Source organism: Clostridium sp. AF35-15 (assembly GCF_003477745.1).
In the GTDB taxonomy this organism is placed as follows: Bacteria; Bacillota; Clostridia; order Lachnospirales; family Lachnospiraceae; genus Otoolea; species Otoolea fessa.
Genome location: NZ_QUDY01000010.1, coordinates 14,464 through 37,494, shown reverse-complemented (window position 1 = coordinate 37,494; position 23,031 = coordinate 14,464). Strand labels below are relative to the sequence as shown.

Here is a 23,031-nt window from a genome sequence, read left to right as displayed (position 1 = left end):
TCTTTCTAGTCCGCAGTGCAGCAGCTCGAAAAAACTTCGTTTTTCCTCGCTGTCGGGCATTCGCCCTATGAAAAAAAGAAGCCACACACAGCTGCTTTTGTGTAAACACAACGCTTCTATGGATCACTTCTTTCTAGTCCGCAGTGCAGCAGCTCGAAAAAACTTCGTTTTTCCTCGCTGTCGGGCATTCGCCCTATGAAAAAAAGAAGCCACACACAGCCGCTTTTGTGTAAACACAACGCTTCTGTGTGTGGCTTCTTTTTTTCGCACTGCTCTTTGCTTACGCAAGTTTGGACTTAGCCAGCTCTGCCAGTTTTGCGAAACCTTCTGCATCGTTGATAGCCATGTCAGAAAGGATCTTGCGGTTCATCTCAACACCAGCCTGCTTTAAGCCGTACATGAACTTGCTGTAGGACAGACCATTGATACGTGCTGCTGCGTTGATACGAGCGATCCACAGCTGTCTGAACTGTCTCTTTCTCTCTTTACGACCAGCGTAGGAGCTTGTAAGAGCTCTCATTACGGACTGCTTAGCTACACGGTACTGTTTGGAACGTGCGCCTCTGTAACCCTTTGCCAGCTTTAATACTCTATTGTGTTTCTTTTTAGCGTTTAATCCGCCTTTTACTCTTGCCATCGGTTATTTCCTCCTTCTTAATCCTCGAATCTTATAAGTACGGTAAAATCTTCTTCATTACCTTGCTGTTTGTAGCATCAGTAACGATGTCTTTTCTAAGATTTCTTTTTCTCTTTGTAGATTTCTTAGTTAAGATGTGGGATTTGTAAGCTTTATTTCTTACTAACTTTCCGGTTCCGGTTGTTTTAAAACGTTTAGCAGCTGCTCTGCTTGTTTTCATTTTAGGCATGGTGTAGTCCTCCTTAATAATAGTTATGTCCTTATATCTAGCGTTTCGCAGAAAGGAACAGTACAATACTTCTTCCTTCTACTTTTGCCGGTTTATCAACGGCTGCGATATCGGCAAGCTTCTCTGCAAAATCGTCAAGGATATACTTTGTCTTTGACATATGTGCCATCTCACGACCTCTGAAACGAAGTGTAACCTTTACTTTATTGCCTTTTTCCAGGAATTTTCTCGCATTGTTCATCTTGGTATTCAGGTCATTTTCATCGATATTCGGGGAAAGACGAACTTCCTTGATCTCGATTACCTTCTGTTTCTTCTTAGCTTCTTTTTCTTTTCTTGCAAGCTCGTATCTGTATTTACCGTAATCGATAATCTTGCAGACCGGCGGCTTTGCAGTCGGAGCAATCTTTACTAAATCCAGTTCCGCTTCTTTCGCTAACTTGTAAGCATCCTTTGCGGACATGATTCCAAGCTGCTCTCCATTTTCGCCAATCAAACGAACCTCTCTGTCTCTAATCTGTTCGTTAATCATTAACTCGCTAATAGTCGTGCACCCCCATGATATGTGATGATTTTGGTTGATTCAGTGTCAAAAAAAAAATAAGTGAACAGTACAGACCATCCACTTACTCATAATAGGAAATCCAATATAGGAAATTTCTCAAATTTATGAACCCACAGTCACTTGCTCGTGCTGAGGTGAGGTAGATAACCTGCTTTCCTGTCTTCGTGAAGTTGTTTCCTCACAACTTTTGTTAGTATACTATGGTTTCTTTGGAATGTCAACCGGTTTTTTCGAGATTTTTGAGAAGATTTTTGAGAAGATTTACAAATGATTTTTAAATATGGTTCACGCGTTGCGCGAATGACGGCAACGTACGCAAATACATTTACGGACATACTAAAAACTACCGCCGGATATCATTACCTCTGCCCGGTTTTGCTTCCTTCCTGACAGAATTTTCCATATCCGGCGGCATTTTTTATTTCGAATATTTATGCAGTCTTTCTTCTATTAAAAAAGAAAACCGCATCAGTCACCGTTTCTGGAAACTCGAACATTCCGTCTGCATAGAAACTGTCGCATTGCCTCCGGTAATTCCGATGTGTTCCGCGCTGCACCGGCGGTCTGTATTATAAACACAGTTCGTTGCCTCGCACTCTACTTCGAGACGGCTCTCCGGTGTTTTAAAAAGGTTGCGGAATGTGCCGCCTTTCTTCTCGTCGAAGCTGCCACAGCAGGTATCGCATTTATCCTGCGCCGTCTTTCCTTCTACCAGAATGGTATTTTTACAGCAGCAGTTTTCCGCATTGTGCATACATCCGGTTACACTACAATCCAGTTTTGTCATGATTTTTCCTCCTGTTTTCTGACATGCATCACCGAAAGTCTCCTCCGGCATCCAGCCGTCAAACTTTTCAGCGATACACTTTTCAATGTGTCATGGTTTTCGTTGCTGTTCACACATGTATGACCAGTAACGGGATTTTGCCGATACTTCGCATTCCAAATCGGCAAAATCTGCAACCAGAACTGTATCGTACGGAACTTTCAGTTCAGAAAATTCCTGCCTGTGAACAGTTACTGGTTTTTAGATTCAGGAGTAGTATCTGCTTCTTTTTTGGATTTATTCGTGCAAACTAAAACAAACGCATCCATGATTTTATCTCACAGATGCGTCTGCCTGATTTTTTAATTTTTCAAAATTATTTAGCTTCGTCTGCTTTCACAGTCTCACGCAGGTTTTTCTCTTCGATCTCCTTCTGGATAGACTCGATGAAGCTCTCTACACTGCTTGCGCCCTCGTCACCCGCAAAACGGCTGCGGACGGAAACGGTCTTCTCTTCTTCCTCTTTCTGTCCAACAACCAGCATGTACGGGATCTTCTGGGTCTGTGCCTCGCGGATCTTGTAGCCGATCTTCTCGGAACGTGTATCCATCTCTGCACGGATGCCAGCCTCGGTCAGCTTGTCCAGAACTTCCTTGCTGTAATCTGCGTATTTGTCAGAGATCGGAAGAATCTTTACCTGTACCGGTGCCAGCCAGGTTGGGAATGCACCTGCGAAGTGCTCGATCAGGATACCGATGAAACGCTCGATGGAACCAAATACAACACGGTGAATCATGATCGGACGATGTTTCTCGCCGTCTGCTCCGGTGTACTCTAATTCAAATCGCTGTGGAAGCTGGAAGTCAAGCTGGATGGTACCACACTGCCAGGTTCTTCCGATAGAATCTTCCAGATGGAAGTCGATCTTCGGTCCATAGAATGCGCCATCGCCCTCGTTTACCACATACGGCAGTCCCAGCTCTTCCAGAGCGGAACGCAAGCCTTCGGTTGCCATCTCCCAATCTTCATCACTTCCCATGCTGTCTTCCGGACGGGTGGACAGCTCTACGTGATATTTGAACCCAAACAGGGAATATACCTGGTTGATCAGGTGTACAACGCCCTTGATCTCGTCCTTGATCTGCTCCGGTGTCATGAAGATATGTGCATCATCCTGTGTGAAACAGCGTACACGCATCAGACCATGAAGCTGACCAGATTTCTCATGACGATGAACGATACCAAGCTCACCCATACGCAGCGGCAGATCACGGTAGGAACGTGGCTCAGAAGCGTATACTAAAACGCCGCCCGGACAGTTCATTGGTTTAATTGCGTAATCCTCTTCATCGATCACAGTTGTATACATGTTGTTTTTGTAATGATCCCAGTGTCCGGAAGTCTCCCAGAGCTTGCGATTCAGGATGATCGGAGTGGAAATCTCTACATAACCAGCTTTTTTATGGATTTCTCTCCAGTAATCAAGCAGGGTATTTTTCAGTACCATGCCCTTCGGCAGGAAGAACGGGAAACCCGGACCTGCATCGTGCATCATGAACAGGCCAAGTTCTTTGCCCAGTTTACGATGGTCACGTTTCTTTGCCTCTTCCATCATTGTGATGTATGCTTCCAGATCCTCTTTGGTTGCAAATGCGGTCGCATAGATACGGGTCAGCATTTTGTTCTTCTCGCTGCCTCTCCAGTATGCGCCTGCCAGATTCATCAGCTTAAATGCCTTACCAACACCCTTGGTGTTCATCATGTGAGGTCCTGCACATAAGTCAGTAAAATCACCCTGACGGTAGAAGCTAATCTCTGCATCCTCCGGCAGATCCTCGATTAATTCTACCTTGTACGGCTCCTCTTTCTCCTTCATGAACTCGATCGCTTCATTTCTCGGCAGAGTAAAGCGCTCCAGTGGAAGTGCTTCTTTGATGATTTTCTTCATCTCTGCCTCGATCTTCGGCAGATCCTCTGCAGTCAGAGGGGTAGCCGGATCGACATCATAGTAGAAACCGTCTGCGATGGACGGTCCAATCGCAAGTTTTGTCTCCGGGTAAAGGCGTTTTACAGCCTGTGCCATTACATGGCTGGCGGTATGGCGCAGAGCTGCCAGACCTTTCTCATCCTTTGCAGTCAGGATATTTAACTGACAGTCATGGTCGATCACGGTACGGAGATCTTCTTCCTCACCGTCAACCTCACCCAGACATGCCACTCTCGCCAGGCCTTCGCTGATGTCTTTTGCAATGTCGATGATGGACATCGGGCTCGCATATTCTTTGACAGAGCCATCTTTTAATGTGATCTTCATCTTTTTTCTCCTTTTCGTTCTGAAATAATAAAAGCTTCCTGACCAGAAGAACCAAAAAAGTCCCTTAGCCAGATGTTTCTGACTAAGGGACGATAAATCGCGGTTCCACCCTTATTGAATCGATCGTTCGGATCGATTCCACTTCATTCTGATGATAACGGAATCACCGTTCCCGATTAAGGGACATTCAAAGCTGGTATTCAGATTTGTTTTCCTGTCCGACGCTTCCACCCACAGCCACCTGCCTCTGTTATTTCAGGCTTTTCCTGCGACGCCGTTCTCTGTCCAGTTCCACAATCCTACTGGTCTTCTCAACACTTTCTTTATATAGATAAACCCGTTTCTGGTTCATCATTACAGTCTCGATTATATCAGCTGTTTCTATTTTGTCAAGATATTTTTCTCTTGAGTTTTCACTACATTGACAGACCGCCTCTTTCATGGTATGATAATAAGGATCTAAATATAAGGGCCAGTACCGGTTTCGACAGGGATCATGAAGCTGGTGAAGCTATCCGCATGCGATGCGTTAAATGGCAAACTTAAAATTAAACGCTAACAACAAATTAGCATACGCTGCCTAATTTGGCAGTTGTCAGCCTTAGAGCACTCACACTTTAAGAATCTGGCATCGAATATGTGAGAAACGATGACAGGCGGGTTCCGGACTGTCAGGCGTATCAGGAACTACTGAAGTTCTGAGGATGTTCGTTTCCGCAGGATAGAGGGAATGTCAAAGAACGGACTATGATAGTAGAAGAACAGGGAATTGGTTTTTGGACACGGGTTCAACTCCCGTCTGGTCCACTCACAGGAACCCTTGTAAATATTGGATTTTTCCTTTATTTACAAGGGTTCTCGGTGTTTTAAGGAACTTCTTTGCGAATGCCATTTTCGGCATTTTGAACCCCCTTTTCGGGGTAAATATCACACGAAATATCACACGAAAAAAGGGCTGTTTTTCCTTTACTTTCAAGGGATAACAGTCCTTTTGCTATGTGCTTATATCGTGTTTTTTATGATATCGTGGAGTTTTTCTTCTTATTTGATGTGTCCGTCGGCAGCTATCCGATCCGCGGTAATCATCCAGCCGTCAGAATCAAACGCATACGCCTGCCCGTCAATCCGGCAGACCGTATCATGCCGGTATGTGTAACCACTCAGCAGATACCACCAGCTTCCATCCTGTAAAAGCCAACCCTCAAGGTACTTGCCAGATATCCAGCCGTCCGCGGTCTGGATCCACGGATCGCCGTCGGCAAAGCACTTGCCAATCGGCTGCACGCGCTGATCCTTGGTGTAGCGTTTGCCTGTGTCCGTGCCTTTTGGAGCTGTTCGGATAATAAGTGAGGACGCAGTGACGCTCAACCCGCGTATGCCGCTCTTTACTTCTTTCAGGTCGCTGACCGATACCTGCGGAGTGCCTGGCTGTTCTGTCACTGTGCCCCCGTCCATTACCCAGGTTTTCTTGAAATTCTCAAATGTACCATATTTCTGTTTCAAAATCCCGGTACCGCTGCCCCAATCCGGCAAATATACGTGCGGCTTGTCTACGATGCTTTTCCAATCGCCTCCCCATGCAAGCCCCAGCTGCTTGGCGATCGCCCCAACCCGGTTGAAATAATCTCCTGACTCATTGTATGCGCCTTTTCCGTCCGCCCGGTAGAAATCCGCTGCGATGCCCCACTGGTGCTGACTGCTGTAGCTGCTGCCCTTGGCATTGGTAACAATGCTGCCAGGTCGCGTGCGTCCCTGTGCATACAGAGCATCCTGTTCGGCGGCGCTCCGGAAAGATTCCCCAATTTTGATCGGAAAGCCTGCATCGGCACACTTATCGACGAGCTGCGCGGTCAGCGTCTGGAGACGCGGATGGCATAATGTGATATCTCTCATATTTGTCCTTTCTACGAACACAGGGCGGAAAATATCCGCCCTAAATCATTATTTGCACTCATCTGCCGGTCCCGGCTTTTTTGTTTCTGCTCCCGGTCCTACCGGCGTATTCCCTTTTCCTTCTTTTGCCGGACCCGTGCAGCCAACGTCGCAGGTGCACTCTGGATCTACCGTCATTTCCGGATGCCCTAATTTCTGCGCTTTCTTAGCGCTATAGTTATGTACTTCGTTTGCATTCTTGTTTCCATGTACGTTACAACTCATCTTTTCTTTCCTCTCTTTCTATTTTCTTGCTTTCTCTGCCTGGGTTCCGAAATAAAACCCCACAATCATAGTGAAAATGCTCATGTATTCCTGTCCGGATACTTCTCCGGAACACGTCAGCCCAATGAATCCCGCTGTCAATGCTAATGTCATAAGGCTTTTTACATCAATCAGTTTCGCAAGTTTTTCTTTCAAGCTCTTCCCTCCTCCAAATCCTGGATACGATGATTCGCCACTCGGATTTGTTCCCGCATGACAGCCTGTATTTCTTCCAGCTTATACGTGCGTTCGATTACTGTATTATGCTTTTCAACTTTCTTTTCAAGCTGCCCCATCCGGTATGTCATGAGCTTCGCCGATGCAATCACACCTGCAAAAGCCCCCAGGACACCTCCGCCGGACGCGATCAAGGCTACTGCAATTTCTGTATCGATCATTCTATCCCTCCGGATGCTCCTCCAACCATTTCTCGGTTACCTTACGCCAATATAACGGTACCTCTTCCAGTGTCATTTTTCCGCTTCTGATTCTCTTTCCATAAAATGTTCCCATTATTCTGCACCTTCTTTCTCTGCCAGCTCGCTTGTCGCTATTCCGAGGTCATTGATCGCCTCGTCCTGCACTGTCTGCCCCTCTTCCAGAGCATCCAAGCGTTTCTCTGTGTCGGTTTTCGCACGGAAAGAAAACGTGGTCTGTACGCCATCAGATACTTCCCACGAGGTTTCAGATTCAAGAACCAAGTCCGTATATGTCCCGACAGTCATTCCAGCATTATTCTGGAATTTTACTTCTGCCAGATTTTCCGAAGTCAGTGTTTTCCAAGTTTCCAGCATAGCATCCTTGCTGTCAAACTTGGCTGTTACCGCTGACAGGGATGCTCCTGTCTGCAGTTCGACTGTTGTGTTGTCTTTGAGAATCATTTTATCCATAATATTTTTCCTCCTTATTAATAGGATTTACTTATTTTATATTAGCATGATGTATCATTTCTGGTTCTCTCCACAAAATAGCGACATCGGGACTTTCTATTGGTCTGGTGTCGGAAATATAGAAATCCTTTCTGATAAAAGCAATAACTGGGTTCGAAATGAAACAAATTTCATTACCTTGCCAGCGGGTAGATATATTCTTGGATATAAAGCACACGTTCAGGCAGATTCAAGTGTATATATTGATACTGCAATAGACACGCACGATTCTGATTTATCATTGTATGAGAAAACAATAAATATGCCTGTAACTTGCCGCGATAATGTCGTATATCGTACAGTAAATAATGTCATGATGTATGATTTTACCCAAAAAACTTCTCTGTATTTTTATGCCTTTGTATCAACATCTTTAAATGTTCAATTTGAAATATGGGCTACCAGAATCAAATAATGAAGATTTAACTGTGGAAAACTTACTCTGTTTTTGTCACAGATCGTCCCCCACTCCCCTATCCTCTCCCATCTCCTATTTTTGCGCACAACAAAAAAGCCGCCATTTCTGCCGACCTAAAAAGTTATGCCACTCTCCTACCTACGCTGCATATTTACGATAAGACTCTCTGACATTGTCCTGTTTTATATTGCAGTATATCAGTGTCGTCTCAATCTTGGTATGCCCCATCAACACCATAACCTCCTCTATTCTCATTCCGCGGTTTAGAAGGTCCGTGGCAAAAGTCCGACGGAACCGGTGCGGATGCACATTTCCTACACCCGCCTTTTTGCCAAGAGTCTTTACAAGATACTGCACTCCCGCCACCGTCATGCGAGTGTATGGCTTCTTGGCTGATACAAAAAGTGGCTTATTTGCCAACTCTTCCATCGTCAGTCCCTCTCTACTCATCCGCCAACGCAGGTAACGGTATAGGTGGAAGCACGTGGCATCCGATATGTACAGATGACGTTCTTTTCTACCCTTTCCCATCACTTTAAACTCCTGCTTGTATAAATCTATGTCTCCCACATTTAGACTACACAACTCCGATACTCGCACGCCTGTGGCATATAAAAACTCTATGAGCGCCCGATCCCTCGGACGGGCGCAAGCCATTCGAAGTGCTTCCAACTCCTGCGCCGAGAACGCTTTTTTGATGGTGCTCTCGATCCGGAGCGACTCAATGCGTGCCACCGGATTATCCTTAACCAGATTCTCTTTTTGCAAAAATGTCCAGAAACTATTGAGATAACGCATCCGTCCTTGTAAAGTAACCATACTGATTTTATTCCGCTCTCTCAGCATTCCGAAATACCAGCGCAAATCCATTGTGGTAATATCCTCAATGTTTTTCCGCAGCGCATTCCGGCAGTTGGTAATCTCCCGGATATATTGCGCCAGTGTATTATCCTGACGCCCAGACACCTTTTTAGAAGCGACAAACAGCCGCATTTTTACGGTGTCGTTATCGGTGCCGGTCGCCTGAAGTTCATTTTTCTCTTCTACTACTCTCACATCGTGGAAATTGATGTACAGGACATTCTGCAGCTTGTCCAACTGCTCTTCATCCAAGCAATTACTCATTGCGTTTACCACATTCATTAATAACTCTTCTATCATATAAAATCTCTCCTTCCGATACTTTTAAGGTAACAAAAAAGAGAGATTCTGTAAAATTTTCTCAATGAAATCTTCATTAGATTAAATTGTTAGTATATTTTTTAATGTTCTCATAATCTGAACTTATGATCCAATTTTAATGAAATTTACGAACTTATATCCCCAAATTCGACCTATCCAAAACTTATTTGTGAATCTAGGTGAAGTAATGATAAATGTACCCCATTGGCAACCTGCATCTGAAGTAGCATAGCCATTTCTCGTAATTAATAAGCCTACAAAGTCTCCAATTTGATAATCTGTAAATTTAGTGGATGCATTATCATTAACTGTTGAACTACAATTTACAAATTGATAATAACCAGAATGAGTTAATTGAGATGGAGATGATAATGTATCTATATCATAATTTTGGATATACCCTATTTCGCTATTTAACTTAGCAACCGCATCTTCGTTAACTTTAAGCCTCGCACCCAATGCTGCGCCCTGCGGACCAGCCAAAACAGTGCTTTCGTCTGTTGCCAGCAAGTTATTTACAATCTTATTTTTATTGATAAGCTCATTCACAACCTTATTGGCGATCGCATCGATCAGCGCCTGTGCTGTGCTCTCCCCTAAGGCACTCACTACCAAACCGTATGTATCGGTAGCCTTGACTTTCGCGGCGGTACCCCCTGTCGCCGCCAGCTCATCAATGCTGACACCGTATTCTTGCAGTGCTGATTCAATTTTATTCAAATGTTCTGCATCAATATCCGGTTCGCTATTGTCTACCCATTTCGTTGGCTCGTAATCATGTTTATCATTCATTCCCATACTGCTTTCTCCTTTACTCGAATTTAACCCATCGTATTTTTATCCATGTATTTTTAATGCCCATGTATGTATACAATGAAACATATACATCTCTTGAAATAGTACTAACATCAACAGAAAACTCTCCGTGATTTTCTCCAGCCTCTCTAGCTCTAAATCGCATCTTTACTGGTGGCTCACCATAGTCATTCACTTGAAACAGTAAATTATCATGTGCAATATCGCTTGCACTTTTCTCTCTAGGATCATATGTGGTCAGCATAGGGGCACCATACGGTTGCCCATATGCCGCAGCATTAGCAGATGGTGCATAACACGTATAACCAATTTTCATCAAATTCTTTCCAGTTATATTCACTGGAAGATTAAATATAATTGCCGCCCACAATATCGAATATTGCATCCATAGATCGCGATCTTCATATGTAAAATTTGGTGTCTTATCTTCATTACTCAAGACAACACTCTGCCCCGGCCCAAATGTCCCCCTGTAATACAGTGTATACGGATCATTCACCACAAACCCTTTCCAGGTTCCCGGTCCGACTCCGCCGACGTATTCCCCTTCTTTGATATTCTCTGGCACCAGATTGCTCAGCTTGGGAACGATGATGTTTCCACCCATATAGACCCCTTTTGTTGGAATCTGCTGTTCTTTACTGGTCGGATAGATTGTATAATCTCCCATTGCCGGGATATTCTGCGTAACCTTTCCTCCACTGTATTTTCCTGCCGGTATTGACGCTGTTCCATTCAAGGGAAGGGAAATCGTAGGGGAACCCCTATCAGGCATTGTACCTACACTGATAGCGCCATCTGGACCAATGAATTTTTTCTTTTCCAATACCATTTCCGGTGTCGCTGTCAGCGCATCAAAATCTGCGCTCTGCACCACCATATCCAGCAATCCATCCACCGTTACCCCTCCTCATCTGGAAATCCTTGATAATTTCCCGTAATATCTCCGATTTGAACCCCGTACTTTATCACTTCTGGTCGTAGGTTCTCCACCGACATAAGAACTGCATTACTCTGCAGGTATTTTCCTTTTACATTTACAGTAATTCCACCGCTGCCTGGATCAATCTGCGGACCATCCTCAACTGGAATCCCTGACTGATGGAAAGAATCCGTACCAGCATGATATCCAGCAGGGATGTTGTAAGTCTCATTGACGGTCATTGACTTATCAACCGCCGTTATCCGTTTCATCGCTCCCATCTGCGCTTCCTTGCTGTCAGCTCCCAAGAACTTCTCTCCTTCCAGGACATCCCCCGATACCGCGGTCAAATCCGTATTATCCACACCGGCACCATGCTTTAACAAAATTCCATCAGCCATGTTTTACCCCTTTCGCCGATACCACGATGTCCGTCACAGGCTTTTTGCTGTAACAATATGCCGTCACAACGCCATCACCCGATGCGATCCGATCCACGTAGCCCCACGCAAGTTTCTGCGCTTCTACCGTCACGTTGGACAGCGTTCCCGTCAAACGTAACCCGTATATAGGAATGTCCGTTTCCTTTATTCCAGCAAATGAAACCTTCTGCGTATACGGTGCCGTATCGCTCCATCCGGAGGCTCGAAGCGTCAGAAGCACTTCCCCCGTCAAGGCCTCCGCTGTTCCTGATACATCCTCGACCCGTTTTGTAATTTCTTCCTGGAACGAATCGCTTCCTGTCTGCAGCTCATTTACCGCTTTATTGATCGCATTCACATCATCCGCCGAAAGAATATCCCCCTCCTGCACATAGGTCGTTACATCATCCAGGGAGACTGTTCCATCCGTATTATTGGTTATCTGATATTTCCGCTTGCCAGTAAAGATATCGTTTTTATAATCTGTCTTTAAGCTCATATTGCTATACTCCTGTTCCCTAGCACCCTGCCGGCTCCCAGCCTGAAACTTAAATGCTGCATTCCCGGAGAGGACGTCTCAATCAATGTGCCAATATCATAAATGATCTTCTCGATCGCGTTTGCCTGATAAATGGATGTGTATGTAATTCTTTCCGGCGTAAGCGGTGTACTGTCTGGGGTGTAATAAGCCGCCCGGATAGCTGCTATATTATCCCGCAGGCGCTCCATCTCTTTCTCCGTTCGGAAATCATTCATTTTCCAATTCAATTTATTATGTGTCATATTTTTATAGCCATACCGATTCAGCACATAAGAAACCCATTTTATAGCCCCCTCAATACGGTTCAAATCAGAATAATCAATATACGCTTTCCACGTCAGGTTATCTAAATCTTCCTGTACCCGGTCAAATATCAAACTGTCAAGAATCTCACTCATGTATGCTTATCCTCGCTCTTATTCCTGTTGCAAAACTCGGATCAATGCTTTCTATTACTCCTGTGCGGATGCCGTCGTAGCCGGTGTCAATCTGCACTTTCTGTCCCAACTGCTTGTCCTCTTCCAGAAGCACATCGCCAACAACGCTCTCTGCCCGCTGGTAATATTCATAAATGCGTTCCAGTGCCGCTGGTCCATTTTCTGGATTTATGAGAGTCGCATCCGTTACTTCTTTAATATTTTTGTTGTAAATAATATCCGGATTATCTTTCGATAACTGGGATGTCGAATGACCGTATTTTTTCCCAGTCAGTGTAATAACGGCTCCTGTTCCTGTTATGATCGCATAATTGGCTCCACTCTCTTCCAGAGCGCCGCCGAGGATCGAGAGGCTATGATGCGGTTCCGAAAATACAATCTCCGCGGTTCCATTCAGTGCTTCCTTGTATAGCTCTTCCTCCTCATCCGTCTCCGCATAGCTGTGAACGGTCAGCCGGATTCCGGTTACTATGTCGCTATGCTCTAGGGTCAATCCATCAAACGTGTTCGAATTATCAAAAGTTCCCGTTACTTCCTGTGGCTGCGGATAAATCCGCACACAATCTCCGTAAGACGTGTCTACGATCGCACCAATGGCAAATGCCACCTGCACCAGCGCATTTCGCTTGCTCGTATACGGGATATACCCTGTCAGCGTAACATCCTTATAGGACTCATCCAATGTATATCCAAAATCTTCCCCGGCAAATATTTCTTGCAGTACCGTATCTACTTTCACAGCCGAGCAGATCCCTCCATGATATTCATTACCATCCAGAATCCCCAGTGCATCGTGTGTGTCCATATAATAATCGACCCGGTTCTTTCTGGCGCCGCTCTTCAAATAAAAATTTCCCAACAAGCGGCCGTCGAAGTACAATCCCAATCTCTGCTTTTTCTGCAGATCGAACGGAATATTATTCTTAGCCCGAACAGTAAATGACAGCGTATTAATGCTGATACTCTCTGAAATCGCATTGATCTCCTGCAAGCAATCCGTTTCAAGCAACTCATCTGAAAGGAAATCACGATAGATTCCGTAATCAATGCGGGTAAGGAATGCCGGGCGGTATGGTTTTGATGTACTTTGGAATGTCAGTACAATCTTGTTGTACCGTAGCACATAATTGCTACAGAAATATCTCGCACTGTCCGGCTCAAAATCCTTATTTGAAAGCAGAGTATCATCTGCATACCATTTAATATTGAGCTTCCGCGCATAATCTCCCGACAGCAAATTGAACGTAAGAAGAATACCTACACTTGAAAACTTCCCGTTGAAACTGATCGTCAGTGCTGGCATATCCATCCAGGTACTTCCGCCAGATGTCGGATATAGAAATGTTCGCGGGTACAACCCTTTTTTAGGTGTGAGCCCTTTTCTGCTGTATCTCCATCCAAAATTACCGTCCGCATCCGACCATTCATCCGAAATATATCCGTAATCAACTGCCGGAGCTGGCATATTGATATAGTTTCCATCCAGCAGCGAAAAGCCAGGATAACAAAGCGCGTAACCGGGATAGGTCAAATCATCCCGGCGTAGATCCAAGAACTCTCGTTCTACGGTTGTCGCTGCCGGCACCAACCCCGCCCGCGGGAAAAGTCCTTTATGAGGGCGCAATCCTGCTTTTACAATCTGCGGAGTGCTATTTTCTTTCGCATATGGCGCCACATCATCATATACGATTTTCAATCCTTCTCCCATCACGGTCTCCTTTTCGGTTTCATGGCTATAAAATTCAGCGACAGACCCGACCATTTATTGATATGTCCGTTATCCGTCTCCTGCATCTTCAAACTATCATCTCCGCTGGTTACATACGCTTCGAACTCCAAGGTCCCCTGGCCATATGGAAACACCATATGATGAGAGGCTTTCGGCGCTGACACGATCTCATAAAAACTATCGTAATCAGCCCGATTGCTCCGATCCGGATCCAGCGTCAGCGTGTAATTGTAAAAGGTACCTGCAATGTCCCGATACATACTGTAATCTTTCAACCGCCCAGAATTATCCGTATCGGTTACTTTGAAAGAGCGTTTCAGCTCTTTAACCCATAACCGAAACGTCATTCCGTCAATCTCAAATACTCCATTTCCATTCTTAGGCATTCTGTTGCACCATCCTTACTCCTACACGCTGTCTTTCCTGATTGTTCGCCTTATATACTGCACTGGCAAACCTCTGCCCGTTCAGCACCAAATCTATGTGAATATCTCTTCCGCCTCCGATTGCCCCGGATTCCTCCAACGCTTCTTTCAAAGCCTGCTTCATCGTGCTAAGCGGCGATACTACCTCGGTTTCCCGTTTGTTGTCTCCCAGAATAGCAGCAAACTCACCCGCTCTCGGCGGTACCACCGTACCAGTTGCCAGACGAGGCATCCTGAACGGTGCACTCGCGTAAGAAACCGCCCGATTTGCATTCTGATATGCAGATGCTGTATTGGGTCTGCTGCTTCCGCTTCTGGAATTTGCACTGCTCACAATGCTAGAAATTCCCAATCCAGCAATTGACGCAACCGCCATCGCTACGCCAAGCATCACGTAATTGGAAGTCAACGCTCCGATCGCCGCTACCACCAATGCAATCGCACCAGCTACCGCGATGATCTTCGTCGCCAGCCGCTCTCCTGGTGTCATTTTTGTCCACGCCTGAGCCACTTTCATTGCCAGCCCTGCAACTGCTGTCAGAACCGTCACAATCGCCAAGAATTTGATATTGGTCGTTGCCAGAACGCCAATCAGCTTCCCAAGATTCGCGATCATCAATCCAACATGAGAAACCAGCGTTGTGACCGCCCATGCCGCAAAGAACATGATTACAACCTCCGTAAGCGCTTGAATCGTACTCTTATGCTGAGATGCCCAGTCTGAAAACCTCAAAAGCACCTGCGTAAGCTTCTGGAGTGCTCCGATGATTAACTCACCTGTCCATTGCCCAATCGGCTGGAAGAAATCATTCCACATCCAGTCGAATGTCGGTTCTGCTGCCATGAGCACACTATGTAATGCCGTCAGCGCCGCCGCTATCAGGTCAAATACCGCCGGAAGCCCTGATTCAAGCCCCCATTTTGCCAACGGGAGAAGGCATTTATTCAATAACCACAGCAACGCGTCGCCAATGTCTCCTACCACCGGTCCCAGTGCCGCCAAAACTGCATCAAAACTGGTAAGTAACGGGGAAAAGTCCAAATCTGCCGACCAGTCTTTCATACTCTGCGATGCATCACGGAAAAAGCCTGTGATTTCTAAAATGATATCTCCCAGATGCCGCATGATGTTTGTGCCGGTATCGCCTGCCACCCATGCTGCATCCAACTGTGTAGCCAGATTAGCGACCGTCCATGCCAGGTTGGCAACCGTAATCAGCAGATCGTCCGTGATACGTTTCCCATATCCTTCCATATTCCAGACCTGCATAAAGGAAGCCCCGACATCCCCCGCCAGCTGCTTTATCGCCGTAAAAGCCGCTTTAACAGCCTCCGTCACTTCCGGACCATTTTCTTTCCACGACTCTTTCAGCGGGTCAAACAAATCAGAGAATGTCTTTTTTATATCCGCAGCCAGATCCTTCATTTCATTCGGAACTTCCTCCGTTTTGAACATCTGATCCGGTGTTGGTCCGACATAATCTTTTGTATCACCGCTGTTCTTCTGTGCCTGTATCAGCTCATCAAAGCTAAACAGCAGTTTTTTATTCAGTTTCTCTTTATCCTTTAACTGCTGGTTGCTCTCCTTCAGGGCAGCGCCGTAATCTTCTTCTACCTTAACTGCCCGTGTATACGTGTCCTTGCCAGTCAAAGCAGCCGTCAGCTGTGCCGCCCACGTAACTGCTTCCGACAAAAGTGAAATCATTTTTGTCAGTGCCGGTGCCGCATACTCGATCGCCGGAGAAAATGCAGTTGCAAAACTGTTTTTCAACTGGGTCAGGGCAGACACCAGCATAGAGAGCGCCCGATTTGTATCATCCGAATACTGCGCCAGGTTATCCGTACCAGACTTTAACCCCGAAGCAACTGCAGATAGTGCACGGAACACCGTTGAAAACATCAGAGACATCATCAACATCCGTTTCATGCTCATCCGGGCGCCACCCGCCGATCTCTTGGTATTATCCAAGGATTTATTCAGTTTCTTAGTCTGCTTTTCAGATGCCTTTGCCCCGCTCTGGTAACGGCTCAGTTCTTCCCTAAGCTTCCTTATTTTCCGGGCGTTGCTGTCATATTCTTTGTATCCCGGCCCTACGCCCGCTTTTGACAGTTCCTTTTGTCGTGCCTCCAGGGCAGCCAGTTCCTTATTGAGGGACACGATGCGTCGATTCGAAATTTTAGCATTCTCACCGATCGCCGAAAGCCGGGCAGCTTCCTGAGCGGCGGCGGCTTCCTTTTGCCGCGCTTCCTCCAGCCTCTCATTCACGCGCCGCTGCGCTTCTTCCTGCTTCCTGGCTGTTTCTGCCTCTTTCTGCCGCTGCTCATCTGTCTTAAACAGTTCTTTTTGATAGTCTGCAAGTGACTGCTGGGCTCGTTTCAGCGCGGTCGCCGTCGCATCAAACGTCTCATCCCCGAAGCCCTTTCCGCTGTTGCGTAATTTCATCAGGTCTCCGGTCAGCTTCTCGATCTGGCCTTCCAGGGTGCTCGAATCAAACAGTTTCGCATCCGGTGTCGGGCTTACAATTTCTCTTTTATAATCCTTTACCGCCTGCAGAAGTTTCTGATATTGCAAATACTTCTCATCGTATTCGCTGTCTCCAAACCACTGTCCTTTCCCTTCAAGCTCTTTCAACTGCTCTTTCAGCGTTTCAACCTGCTGCTTTAATTCGTTCGTGTACCGAGATGCCTGTCCGGCTCCGTTCATATAGTCATCGATGAACTTCTGAACAGAATCCCCATAATCATGAAGCTGCGCCGATGCGCCGTCCAGTGCCTGTTCTATCTCATTAATTCCGGCATCAAGCCCGTCTTTCCGGATCGCCGTATCAATTACTATGGTTCCGTCCGCCATCTATCAGTACACCCCCTTAAACAACGCATCAACTGCCGCTTCTTCTGCCGCAATCTGTTTCTGCTCTTCCTCCGATGTCTTATTTTCCAAAATTACAAGCGATCGATGTTCATGGAGAAATTCTTCTTCCCATTTTTCCAATTTCTTCCCTTTTGCACGTTTCTGACGTATCGCAAGGACCTGCGAAAAGATTCCCTCATCTATTTCGTCAAAATAACCTGCGAACGTCCACCAATGCGTATAACGCTGTGGATTTCTAACCTCATATCCTGCCACTTTGTTGATCGCCGAAAAAATCATGGACGCATCTTGCTCCCAATCCATGACTCTGGGACCAGCCTTTCCATCACTTCGTTTCCCGCAATCCAGATACCAGTACGCCCGTTCTACGGCTTCATTCAGGTACTCCTCCGGTGGAAGCTCTACAAACAGAATCTCCATCATTACCTGGATTTTGTTTTCCTCCGGCAGCTCTGGATCATTGAATGCCACCAAGATATCCAGAGCCGGGCGGAAATCTGTCCGAATTTCATACATTCTCCCGCCAACTTCCAGCGTCTGCGGAAGATCCCAGGTAAACACTATTTTACCGGGGCAATATAGCCGCCCGGACCCGTTTTGTATTTCTGCGTATATTTCTGAACATGAGCCTGCACCGCTTCAAGCTTTACATTCCGCTCCTGCTCAATGATCCCTTTTACAGCATTCAGCACATTTTCAACAAAGAACTGCCCGCTGTCCAGCATCGTGAACGGGGAGGTAATCGAAAAGAAGCTTTTCGCCACCGGCGCATTAAACAGATAATCCACCTGTTCTCCGATACGCTTATCCAGTTCCATTACATAGGAAATCGGTGCATCTTTTTTTCCCTTGATCTCCTCGGACATCTGCTCAAAAGCAGAAACCGTCTCATCATAACGCCGGATAAGATCGAAATCAGATGGAATAAATTTGAACTGTCCCAAAAGTTCCCCACGCATATTCGTAATATCGTATACCTTACTGCCATCATCAATCTGAATTACATTTCCCATCTGTTACACCTTCCCTTATTCTCCTACCTTGGCATCATCCCACGTGAGAGCGCCATCCGCGATCGTGACAGAACCTTCCTTCCGGTTTCCATCAAAATGAATGCTGAACGGGATCTGAAAGCCCGATGTATTGCCGCCGTACTCTTCCGGCTTCACCACAACATCCTCTTTCCATGCCCTGTGTTTTGCCGCTGCGGTATCCTCTACAATCACTTCCAGAATCGTTGTTCTGCAATCATCACCCTTTAACCGGTTCATTGCCATATCTCGCAGTTTCGGATAAATCGGATCGGTCGGATCCGCATAATAGGTGGTCGATTCGATCGACGGTTCATAACCGTTGTCCTCAACATACGATTCGTCCCAGACATTCTTATTGGATGAAACATCCGGATTCAGATTAACGCTTAAATCATCGGTGTACTTTCCCAGTCTCCACCATTTAGGCGTTCCAGTACCACCAAATGCCGCATCCAGAAATGTTCTGTAAGCACCTCTTGTTAATTTGCTCATAACGTCCTCCTTCTTGAATAAAAAAACAGAGCCTCAAATCAAATTGATCCTGGCTCTGCGTCATGCGTCTGGCTCTAATATTTCATTACTGTATCGTACAGATACCGGAAGAACCCAATCCTGTACACCATTTTCCTGCGGTTCCAAGCCATATGCATTTTCCCGCACAATTCTTGTTATCTTTCTCTCTTGGGAGAGCTTTGGATATTCAGTCAAACGATATTCTTTATCATTTAACACAACCTTTTCCCGGCAGAGCCATTTTCCAAGCCCGTCTAGAAAGCTCTGAGCCGATAGTTTACGTCGTTCCCGATCGGATGCCGTCCGGTATACAACATAGAACGGAAACTGACAGGTTTGAAAGATATTCCCTATCACATCCTCATTCTCCTCATAAATCAAGGCACCGCTGTCCGCTGAAAAAGCAATTCCTTTGTCTTTTTCCAGCTCTTCAAACTTAATCCGTTCTCCCTGTGGCAGACCCGGATACTGATTCAAAAGCTCCCGGATCGCCGCCGTCAGTACCTCATAACCACTCGCATCTGTTCCTATCGGTTGCAATACATTAGCCACGTTTACCACCTCCCGCTGTTTCTTTTACCAGGTGAATCCATGCCTTTTCATCTGCCTTCTTGGCTGCTTCAAACCACTCCGCTTGCGCTTTCGGATGCGCCTGCTTCGTATATTCCAGCCGTTCCTTTGCCCGTGTCTTTCCGCCATATTGGCTGACCAAAACCTTCTTCGCTCCCCTACGCGCCCAGGGGCTGCCGGTTTGCTCATCTACCATGCCTTTTCCTTCATACAAGAATCGCCCCTGCGGACCATAGGCAGCATATACAACACCGCTGCCTTGCACCGCCGCACTAGCCGCGCGGGTTGTATTTATAAAACTTCCGGTAATCATCGGCATAAATGGAACCATGCTTTCCATGACAGCCCCGTCAAGCTGATATTGCGCCCTCTGAAACTGTCGCTTAAACCGCGACATATCCAATGTTATGTGAACATTTCCCTTAACGGTAGAGAAGCTTTTCATAGCACCTCTTTTACTCCTTCTGGCGATGTCGTCCACCTACTTTCCTAGAATTTCAAAGTGCGGGATCAGGCTGTACGGTCCGCCCACACTGGATATCTTAAAGCAGTAATCCCGTTCCGCATTCAGATACTGATAAAAACCATCCGGGTAATCAGCATCATTCACGGCACCTGCCTCCCATTCTCCAGCTATGAAAAAATCATCATTGCCAAACGTGATACTAGCTGCCCTTTCTTCCGCCTCCTGCCTTTTCCAACTCTTTGGCGGAAGCCACGGAAGGAAGAATCCTGCTGCCGTCCGGATCAGCTTGCTACCATCCTGCTCCTGATATTCGATATGAAGCTGTGCGTTGTCCGTACTGCCTGGACCATATTTTTTCAAGATTGCACCTCGATCCATATTCAAATTTACACCCGATAAGACATATGGGTACCAGATGGCTTCGTCTGATGACTCGTAACAACAAAATACTGTAACCGTATCACTATACATAATTACCACCCATCACATACCGCCTCCTTGAATTTATCGCTAAATGCCAGCACCCGGACAATATTTCCTTTGCACTCCTCCGGTACACTGCCGTAAAAGATGATTGTCTCCGGATGTAACCGCTCAACCATCGCCGCATACCCAGATAAAAACAGACTTCTTTTTTCAGCACTGTTCATACATCCGACCGAAGAAACCGCCACCGTTCCGCCCTCTGGTTCTCCATCAAAACACCAGTCGTACGAATCCAGCGAACTCCACGATATTGTTGGAATCACGCGACAACCATATTCTTGCAGATATGCACCAATCCAATGCTTTCGGTAATGATTGTATATCTGGATAGCTTTAGGGAAATCGGTGTAGGTGCTAAAATCTGGTGTCAAGATATACTGGAATCTACTCAGCTTGTCCACATACCTGTCTGGATTTCTCCATAGTGCGTCAAACTGATAATCATCTAAGAAGAAATGAACAGCTTTCTCTTCTGGATTGTTACATTTGCCCCTAGCGTAATTGAAACCGATAAATTCACAGTTTCCCTCGAATACCTCAGGCTCTATCTGTGGTATACCGTATTCTCCAATGCCAGGAAAGATGCGACGATTCAAATTTTCGTAGGCAATACTGGTTGATTTATCTGCCATATACTACCTCTTACTCATAATTCTGTTTATAAGCCTGTTGCTTCTTGCAGTCTTTCTGTATTCCCGGTTATTTCCAATCCCGAGGCCTAGTTCATAATCGCGCCCTTTATGGTCTTCGAATCGCCTTTCTCGTTTTTCTTGCAAATCCTTAGCTGTCAAATTTTTAAACCCTTCTTTTTGACTCATATTTTTGCGCAGTGTATCATAATCAACCTTTCTTGGGCTTCCGTCCACAAGGGTAACTCCTGCCGCTGTTCGTTGCACCGTTACAGTTCTGTTGCCCCGCTTATATGAAAATCCTGTACTTTTCCCAGCCATTCCGCTGCTTCCGCCACGTCCATCCATATTTACCTTCGTATAACAAAAAAGAGACACCACATCATTTCTGATATGATATCTCTCATTCGGTAAGCGTTCGGAGTTGAACCGAACTCTCCTCCATCAAGGCGTAATCACCAGGGTATACGACACTTACCTCTTGCTTCGATTGTACCATATCTGTTTTGCTCGCTCAACCATTTTCTTCTCTTCTGTGGTCAGATTGCTTGCACCTTTAGCACTATCATTTTCATTATGATTATATCCATGATGAGTATGTGGTTTCATGCCCTTGTGCACATGGTTGAGATCAATTTGTTTGGTTCTCTTATTTTTACGATCGTAATATGTGATTTTCAGAAGATCATTCCCAGCAACTGTTACATATACACGACCTTTTGTCTGAGTTTCAAACAGGCTTTCTGAGTGCCTGTCATTCGCTGCTACAAATTTCATATTTCCGCTTTTTAAAACGGTATGATATTGGCTAGCATAAGCGTTATCTTTGTCGCTCATACCGCTTGACGATCCTCGACCGCCCATATGCTCACTCTTTCATAATATTCTGTTTGATCAGCTAATCTTCAATAATGGTCTCAATGCCATACTCGATAGCGCAAGTATTTTCAATCTTGCAGCCTCTGGCTTCGTCCCATCCCTTAGCGAAAAACGCCACATCAGCTTCTGCCAGAAGTTTAAGGGATTCACCCAGATACCAGAGCGGTTTTGCGTCCACTGGTGCTGACTGGAAGAAAGAATCAATTACTTCTACAGGTTCACCAATCTGCTTCTCTGCGCTTCTAATTGCCTTTTCTCTTACTGAAAGGATTTCTTCATCTGTTTTGCCCCTCATGGGCTGAGAAATAAATAACTTTTTCATTGTCTTTCACTCCTTAACTTTTGAATAGCATTCATAAAATTGGCTGTATTTTTAGCCATTTTCTCAACATTTTCAGGCTTTTTAAGTTCTTCAATAGTTTCACGGAATGCTTGCTTTATTTCGGGATTTTCTCTGAATATCTTTTTCACATTTTTTCTTGAACATTCAAGACAAATATCAGTACTCCAATGTGGCTTGAGTTCTTTTCCGCACTGTCTGCATTTCATACTCACACCCCCGCATATAAAATTGGTATTCCATCGTCTGTTCTTACTCCCATCAGCAGCGGAAGCGCTGTTTTGAGGAGCAGATCATTCGTTTTGCTCACATCCCCCGCAGCGGCATAGAGAGCGCTCCACTCTTTCGCGGCGCTTCCGAGCTGCTGAGGGGTCGCATAAGAAATTGATTCCGTTCCAGCGGATCGGGATGTTATCACACCCGTTCTGTTATCAGCACCACTCTCGCCCGTCGAAACTCCCGAAGCGACTATCTGCATAGCCTGTTTCTCTGCCTGCTCTATCTGATACAATGTTTCTGAAAGAGCGCAGACTGCCTTCTGAATACGTTTCTGGGTTCTCTCATCACTCGGCAGACCGTCAACCAAACGATCGAAAGTTACTGTATCCAGCCAATCCGATGCCCGCTCCGAAAGTCTGGGAAAATCTGCTTCCGGCACGACATTGCCGAAATAATTTTTTCTATAAAACTCATAATCTGCATATGCCATGCCGG

32 protein-coding genes and 1 other RNA gene are annotated in these 23,031 nt (G+C 45.8%); 1 reads left to right on the top strand and 32 read right to left on the bottom strand.

Annotation, left to right across the window (positions count from 1 at the left end):
* Positions 1-280: 280 nt before the first annotated feature.
* The 5 genes from rplT to thrS all read right to left on the bottom strand — a co-directional run bounded on the left by rplT (position 281) and on the right by thrS (position 4,511).
* The gene (rplT, locus tag DWZ76_RS11545) at positions 281-637 is read right to left on the bottom strand and encodes a 50S ribosomal protein L20 (RefSeq protein WP_022358436.1); all 357 of its coding nucleotides are present in this window, start codon (positions 635-637) and stop codon (positions 281-283) included.
* A 31-nt stretch (positions 638-668) separates the two neighbouring features.
* Positions 669-866, bottom strand: a complete 198-nt coding sequence (rpmI, locus tag DWZ76_RS11540) for a 50S ribosomal protein L35 (RefSeq protein ID WP_022358435.1) — start codon at positions 864-866, stop codon at positions 669-671.
* Positions 867-903: 37 nt separating this feature from the next.
* A complete protein-coding gene (infC, locus tag DWZ76_RS11535; RefSeq protein WP_107000016.1) occupies positions 904-1,398 on the bottom strand; it encodes a translation initiation factor IF-3 in 495 nt (164 codons plus the stop codon).
* 505 nt (positions 1,399-1,903) lie between these two features.
* The gene (locus DWZ76_RS11530; protein ID WP_107000017.1) at positions 1,904-2,218 is read right to left on the bottom strand and encodes a DUF1540 domain-containing protein; all 315 of its coding nucleotides are present in this window, start codon (positions 2,216-2,218) and stop codon (positions 1,904-1,906) included.
* A 355-nt stretch (positions 2,219-2,573) separates the two neighbouring features.
* A complete protein-coding gene (gene thrS / locus DWZ76_RS11525) occupies positions 2,574-4,511 on the bottom strand; it encodes a threonine--tRNA ligase (protein WP_118468734.1) in 1,938 nt (645 codons plus the stop codon).
* Between the two features lie 469 nt (positions 4,512-4,980).
* On the opposite strand from thrS, the gene ssrA reads away from it, so the two are divergent.
* Positions 4,981-5,321, top strand: a transfer-messenger RNA (tmRNA) gene (gene ssrA, locus DWZ76_RS11515).
* A 231-nt stretch (positions 5,322-5,552) separates the two neighbouring features.
* On the opposite strand, the gene DWZ76_RS11510 is transcribed toward ssrA, so the two are convergent.
* The 27 genes from DWZ76_RS11510 to DWZ76_RS11390 form a co-directional block, all read right to left on the bottom strand.
* Positions 5,553-6,404 (bottom strand): M15 family metallopeptidase, encoded by an 852-nt coding sequence (locus DWZ76_RS11510; protein WP_118472745.1) that lies wholly within the window; start codon positions 6,402-6,404, stop codon positions 5,553-5,555.
* A gap of 48 nt (positions 6,405-6,452) precedes the next feature.
* Entirely contained in the window at positions 6,453-6,668 is a 216-nt protein-coding gene (locus DWZ76_RS11505; protein WP_022359033.1) for a hypothetical protein, read from the bottom strand.
* Positions 6,669-6,686: 18 nt separating this feature from the next.
* Entirely contained in the window at positions 6,687-6,863 is a 177-nt protein-coding gene (locus DWZ76_RS15080) for a hypothetical protein (RefSeq protein WP_022359032.1), read from the bottom strand.
* On the bottom strand, positions 6,860-7,105 hold the full coding sequence (locus DWZ76_RS11500; protein ID WP_118472744.1) for a hypothetical protein: 246 nt from the start codon (positions 7,103-7,105) through the stop codon (positions 6,860-6,862). Before DWZ76_RS11500 ends, DWZ76_RS15080 begins: the two co-directional genes overlap by 4 nt.
* A 1-nt stretch (position 7,106) precedes the next feature.
* Complete coding sequence (locus DWZ76_RS15420; RefSeq protein WP_279220596.1) at positions 7,107-7,220, bottom strand: CD1375 family protein; 114 nt, start codon at positions 7,218-7,220, stop codon at positions 7,107-7,109.
* Positions 7,220-7,597, bottom strand: a complete 378-nt coding sequence (locus tag DWZ76_RS11495) for a hypothetical protein (protein ID WP_118472743.1) — start codon at positions 7,595-7,597, stop codon at positions 7,220-7,222. The genes DWZ76_RS15420 and DWZ76_RS11495 overlap by 1 nt, the downstream gene beginning before the upstream one ends.
* 595 nt (positions 7,598-8,192) lie before the next feature.
* Positions 8,193-9,215 (bottom strand): tyrosine-type recombinase/integrase, encoded by a 1,023-nt coding sequence (locus DWZ76_RS11490; RefSeq protein WP_118472742.1) that lies wholly within the window; start codon positions 9,213-9,215, stop codon positions 8,193-8,195.
* 123 nt (positions 9,216-9,338) lie between these two features.
* A complete protein-coding gene (locus DWZ76_RS11485; RefSeq protein WP_118472741.1) occupies positions 9,339-10,034 on the bottom strand; it encodes a hypothetical protein in 696 nt (231 codons plus the stop codon).
* A gap of 13 nt (positions 10,035-10,047) precedes the next feature.
* Positions 10,048-10,950, bottom strand: coding sequence for a hypothetical protein (locus DWZ76_RS11480; protein WP_118472740.1), 903 nt, complete (start codon positions 10,948-10,950; stop codon positions 10,048-10,050).
* 2 nt (positions 10,951-10,952) lie between these two features.
* Entirely contained in the window at positions 10,953-11,375 is a 423-nt protein-coding gene (locus DWZ76_RS11475; protein ID WP_118472739.1) for a hypothetical protein, read from the bottom strand.
* On the bottom strand, positions 11,368-11,895 hold the full coding sequence (locus DWZ76_RS11470) for a hypothetical protein (RefSeq protein ID WP_118472738.1): 528 nt from the start codon (positions 11,893-11,895) through the stop codon (positions 11,368-11,370). Before DWZ76_RS11470 ends, DWZ76_RS11475 begins: the two co-directional genes overlap by 8 nt.
* Complete coding sequence (locus DWZ76_RS11465; protein ID WP_118472737.1) at positions 11,892-12,335, bottom strand: hypothetical protein; 444 nt, start codon at positions 12,333-12,335, stop codon at positions 11,892-11,894. The genes DWZ76_RS11470 and DWZ76_RS11465 overlap by 4 nt, the downstream gene beginning before the upstream one ends.
* Entirely contained in the window at positions 12,328-14,082 is a 1,755-nt protein-coding gene (locus DWZ76_RS11460; protein ID WP_243017827.1) for a hypothetical protein, read from the bottom strand. The genes DWZ76_RS11465 and DWZ76_RS11460 overlap by 8 nt, the downstream gene beginning before the upstream one ends.
* Positions 14,082-14,489, bottom strand: coding sequence for a hypothetical protein (locus tag DWZ76_RS11455; RefSeq protein ID WP_118472736.1), 408 nt, complete (start codon positions 14,487-14,489; stop codon positions 14,082-14,084). Before DWZ76_RS11455 ends, DWZ76_RS11460 begins: the two co-directional genes overlap by 1 nt.
* Entirely contained in the window at positions 14,482-17,379 is a 2,898-nt protein-coding gene (locus tag DWZ76_RS11450; protein ID WP_118472735.1) for a hypothetical protein, read from the bottom strand. Before DWZ76_RS11450 ends, DWZ76_RS11455 begins: the two co-directional genes overlap by 8 nt.
* 3 nt (positions 17,380-17,382) lie before the next feature.
* Complete coding sequence (locus tag DWZ76_RS11445) at positions 17,383-17,961, bottom strand: Gp15 family bacteriophage protein (RefSeq protein WP_279220594.1); 579 nt, start codon at positions 17,959-17,961, stop codon at positions 17,383-17,385.
* Complete coding sequence (locus DWZ76_RS11440) at positions 17,961-18,413, bottom strand: hypothetical protein (protein ID WP_118472733.1); 453 nt, start codon at positions 18,411-18,413, stop codon at positions 17,961-17,963. Before DWZ76_RS11440 ends, DWZ76_RS11445 begins: the two co-directional genes overlap by 1 nt.
* 15 nt (positions 18,414-18,428) lie before the next feature.
* Positions 18,429-18,926 (bottom strand): hypothetical protein, encoded by a 498-nt coding sequence (locus tag DWZ76_RS11435; protein ID WP_118472732.1) that lies wholly within the window; start codon positions 18,924-18,926, stop codon positions 18,429-18,431.
* Positions 18,927-18,986: 60 nt separating this feature from the next.
* Positions 18,987-19,499, bottom strand: coding sequence for a hypothetical protein (locus DWZ76_RS11430; RefSeq protein ID WP_118472731.1), 513 nt, complete (start codon positions 19,497-19,499; stop codon positions 18,987-18,989).
* Positions 19,492-19,962 (bottom strand): hypothetical protein, encoded by a 471-nt coding sequence (locus DWZ76_RS11425; protein ID WP_118472730.1) that lies wholly within the window; start codon positions 19,960-19,962, stop codon positions 19,492-19,494. The genes DWZ76_RS11430 and DWZ76_RS11425 overlap by 8 nt, the downstream gene beginning before the upstream one ends.
* Before the next feature lie 36 nt (positions 19,963-19,998).
* Positions 19,999-20,361, bottom strand: coding sequence for a hypothetical protein (locus DWZ76_RS11420; protein WP_243017826.1), 363 nt, complete (start codon positions 20,359-20,361; stop codon positions 19,999-20,001).
* A 95-nt stretch (positions 20,362-20,456) separates the two neighbouring features.
* The gene (locus DWZ76_RS11415; protein WP_118472728.1) at positions 20,457-21,101 is read right to left on the bottom strand and encodes a DUF4417 domain-containing protein; all 645 of its coding nucleotides are present in this window, start codon (positions 21,099-21,101) and stop codon (positions 20,457-20,459) included.
* Between the two features lie 3 nt (positions 21,102-21,104).
* The gene (locus DWZ76_RS11410; RefSeq protein WP_147353136.1) at positions 21,105-21,446 is read right to left on the bottom strand and encodes a hypothetical protein; all 342 of its coding nucleotides are present in this window, start codon (positions 21,444-21,446) and stop codon (positions 21,105-21,107) included.
* Between the two features lie 126 nt (positions 21,447-21,572).
* Positions 21,573-21,935: a hypothetical protein gene (locus DWZ76_RS11405; RefSeq protein WP_243017825.1), complete on the bottom strand. Its 363-nt coding sequence runs from the start codon at positions 21,933-21,935 to the stop codon at positions 21,573-21,575.
* A gap of 61 nt (positions 21,936-21,996) precedes the next feature.
* The gene (locus DWZ76_RS11400) at positions 21,997-22,299 is read right to left on the bottom strand and encodes a hypothetical protein (RefSeq protein ID WP_118472725.1); all 303 of its coding nucleotides are present in this window, start codon (positions 22,297-22,299) and stop codon (positions 21,997-21,999) included.
* Positions 22,296-22,526: a hypothetical protein gene (locus DWZ76_RS11395; protein WP_118472724.1), complete on the bottom strand. Its 231-nt coding sequence runs from the start codon at positions 22,524-22,526 to the stop codon at positions 22,296-22,298. The genes DWZ76_RS11400 and DWZ76_RS11395 overlap by 4 nt, the downstream gene beginning before the upstream one ends.
* A 2-nt stretch (positions 22,527-22,528) precedes the next feature.
* A complete protein-coding gene (locus DWZ76_RS11390; protein WP_118472723.1) occupies positions 22,529-23,026 on the bottom strand; it encodes a hypothetical protein in 498 nt (165 codons plus the stop codon).
* Between the last annotated feature and the right edge of the window lie 5 nt (positions 23,027-23,031).

Coding starts and splice junctions, on each gene's coding strand:
- rplT (WP_022358436.1), bottom strand. CDS start 637: ATGGCAAGAGTAAAAGGCGGATTAAACGCTAAAAAGAAACACAATAGA.
- rpmI (WP_022358435.1), bottom strand. CDS start 866: ATGCCTAAAATGAAAACAAGCAGAGCAGCTGCTAAACGTTTTAAAACA.
- infC (WP_107000016.1), bottom strand. CDS start 1,398: ATGATTAACGAACAGATTAGAGACAGAGAGGTTCGTTTGATTGGCGAA.
- DWZ76_RS11530 (WP_107000017.1), bottom strand. CDS start 2,218: ATGACAAAACTGGATTGTAGTGTAACCGGATGTATGCACAATGCGGAA.
- thrS (WP_118468734.1), bottom strand. CDS start 4,511: ATGAAGATCACATTAAAAGATGGCTCTGTCAAAGAATATGCGAGCCCG.
- DWZ76_RS11510 (WP_118472745.1), bottom strand. CDS start 6,404: ATGAGAGATATCACATTATGCCATCCGCGTCTCCAGACGCTGACCGCG.
- DWZ76_RS11505 (WP_022359033.1), bottom strand. CDS start 6,668: ATGAGTTGTAACGTACATGGAAACAAGAATGCAAACGAAGTACATAAC.
- DWZ76_RS11500 (WP_118472744.1), bottom strand. CDS start 7,105: ATGATCGATACAGAAATTGCAGTAGCCTTGATCGCGTCCGGCGGAGGT.
- DWZ76_RS15420 (WP_279220596.1), bottom strand. CDS start 7,220: ATGGGAACATTTTATGGAAAGAGAATCAGAAGCGGAAAAATGACACTG.
- DWZ76_RS11495 (WP_118472743.1), bottom strand. CDS start 7,597: ATGGATAAAATGATTCTCAAAGACAACACAACAGTCGAACTGCAGACA.
- DWZ76_RS11490 (WP_118472742.1), bottom strand. CDS start 9,215: ATGATAGAAGAGTTATTAATGAATGTGGTAAACGCAATGAGTAATTGC.
- DWZ76_RS11485 (WP_118472741.1), bottom strand. CDS start 10,034: ATGGGAATGAATGATAAACATGATTACGAGCCAACGAAATGGGTAGAC.
- DWZ76_RS11475 (WP_118472739.1), bottom strand. CDS start 11,375: ATGGCTGATGGAATTTTGTTAAAGCATGGTGCCGGTGTGGATAATACG.
- DWZ76_RS11470 (WP_118472738.1), bottom strand. CDS start 11,895: ATGAGCTTAAAGACAGATTATAAAAACGATATCTTTACTGGCAAGCGG.
- DWZ76_RS11465 (WP_118472737.1), bottom strand. CDS start 12,335: ATGAGTGAGATTCTTGACAGTTTGATATTTGACCGGGTACAGGAAGAT.
- DWZ76_RS11460 (WP_243017827.1), bottom strand. CDS start 14,082: ATGGGAGAAGGATTGAAAATCGTATATGATGATGTGGCGCCATATGCG.
- DWZ76_RS11455 (WP_118472736.1), bottom strand. CDS start 14,489: ATGCCTAAGAATGGAAATGGAGTATTTGAGATTGACGGAATGACGTTT.
- DWZ76_RS11450 (WP_118472735.1), bottom strand. CDS start 17,379: ATGGCGGACGGAACCATAGTAATTGATACGGCGATCCGGAAAGACGGG.
- DWZ76_RS11440 (WP_118472733.1), bottom strand. CDS start 18,413: ATGGGAAATGTAATTCAGATTGATGATGGCAGTAAGGTATACGATATT.
- DWZ76_RS11435 (WP_118472732.1), bottom strand. CDS start 18,926: ATGAGCAAATTAACAAGAGGTGCTTACAGAACATTTCTGGATGCGGCA.
- DWZ76_RS11425 (WP_118472730.1), bottom strand. CDS start 19,962: ATGAAAAGCTTCTCTACCGTTAAGGGAAATGTTCACATAACATTGGAT.
- DWZ76_RS11420 (WP_243017826.1), bottom strand. CDS start 20,361: ATGGATCGAGGTGCAATCTTGAAAAAATATGGTCCAGGCAGTACGGAC.
- DWZ76_RS11415 (WP_118472728.1), bottom strand. CDS start 21,101: ATGGCAGATAAATCAACCAGTATTGCCTACGAAAATTTGAATCGTCGC.
- DWZ76_RS11410 (WP_147353136.1), bottom strand. CDS start 21,446: ATGGATGGACGTGGCGGAAGCAGCGGAATGGCTGGGAAAAGTACAGGA.
- DWZ76_RS11405 (WP_243017825.1), bottom strand. CDS start 21,935: ATGAGCGACAAAGATAACGCTTATGCTAGCCAATATCATACCGTTTTA.
- DWZ76_RS11400 (WP_118472725.1), bottom strand. CDS start 22,299: ATGAAAAAGTTATTTATTTCTCAGCCCATGAGGGGCAAAACAGATGAA.
- DWZ76_RS11395 (WP_118472724.1), bottom strand. CDS start 22,526: ATGAAATGCAGACAGTGCGGAAAAGAACTCAAGCCACATTGGAGTACT.
- DWZ76_RS11390 (WP_118472723.1), bottom strand. CDS start 23,026: ATGGCATATGCAGATTATGAGTTTTATAGAAAAAATTATTTCGGCAAT.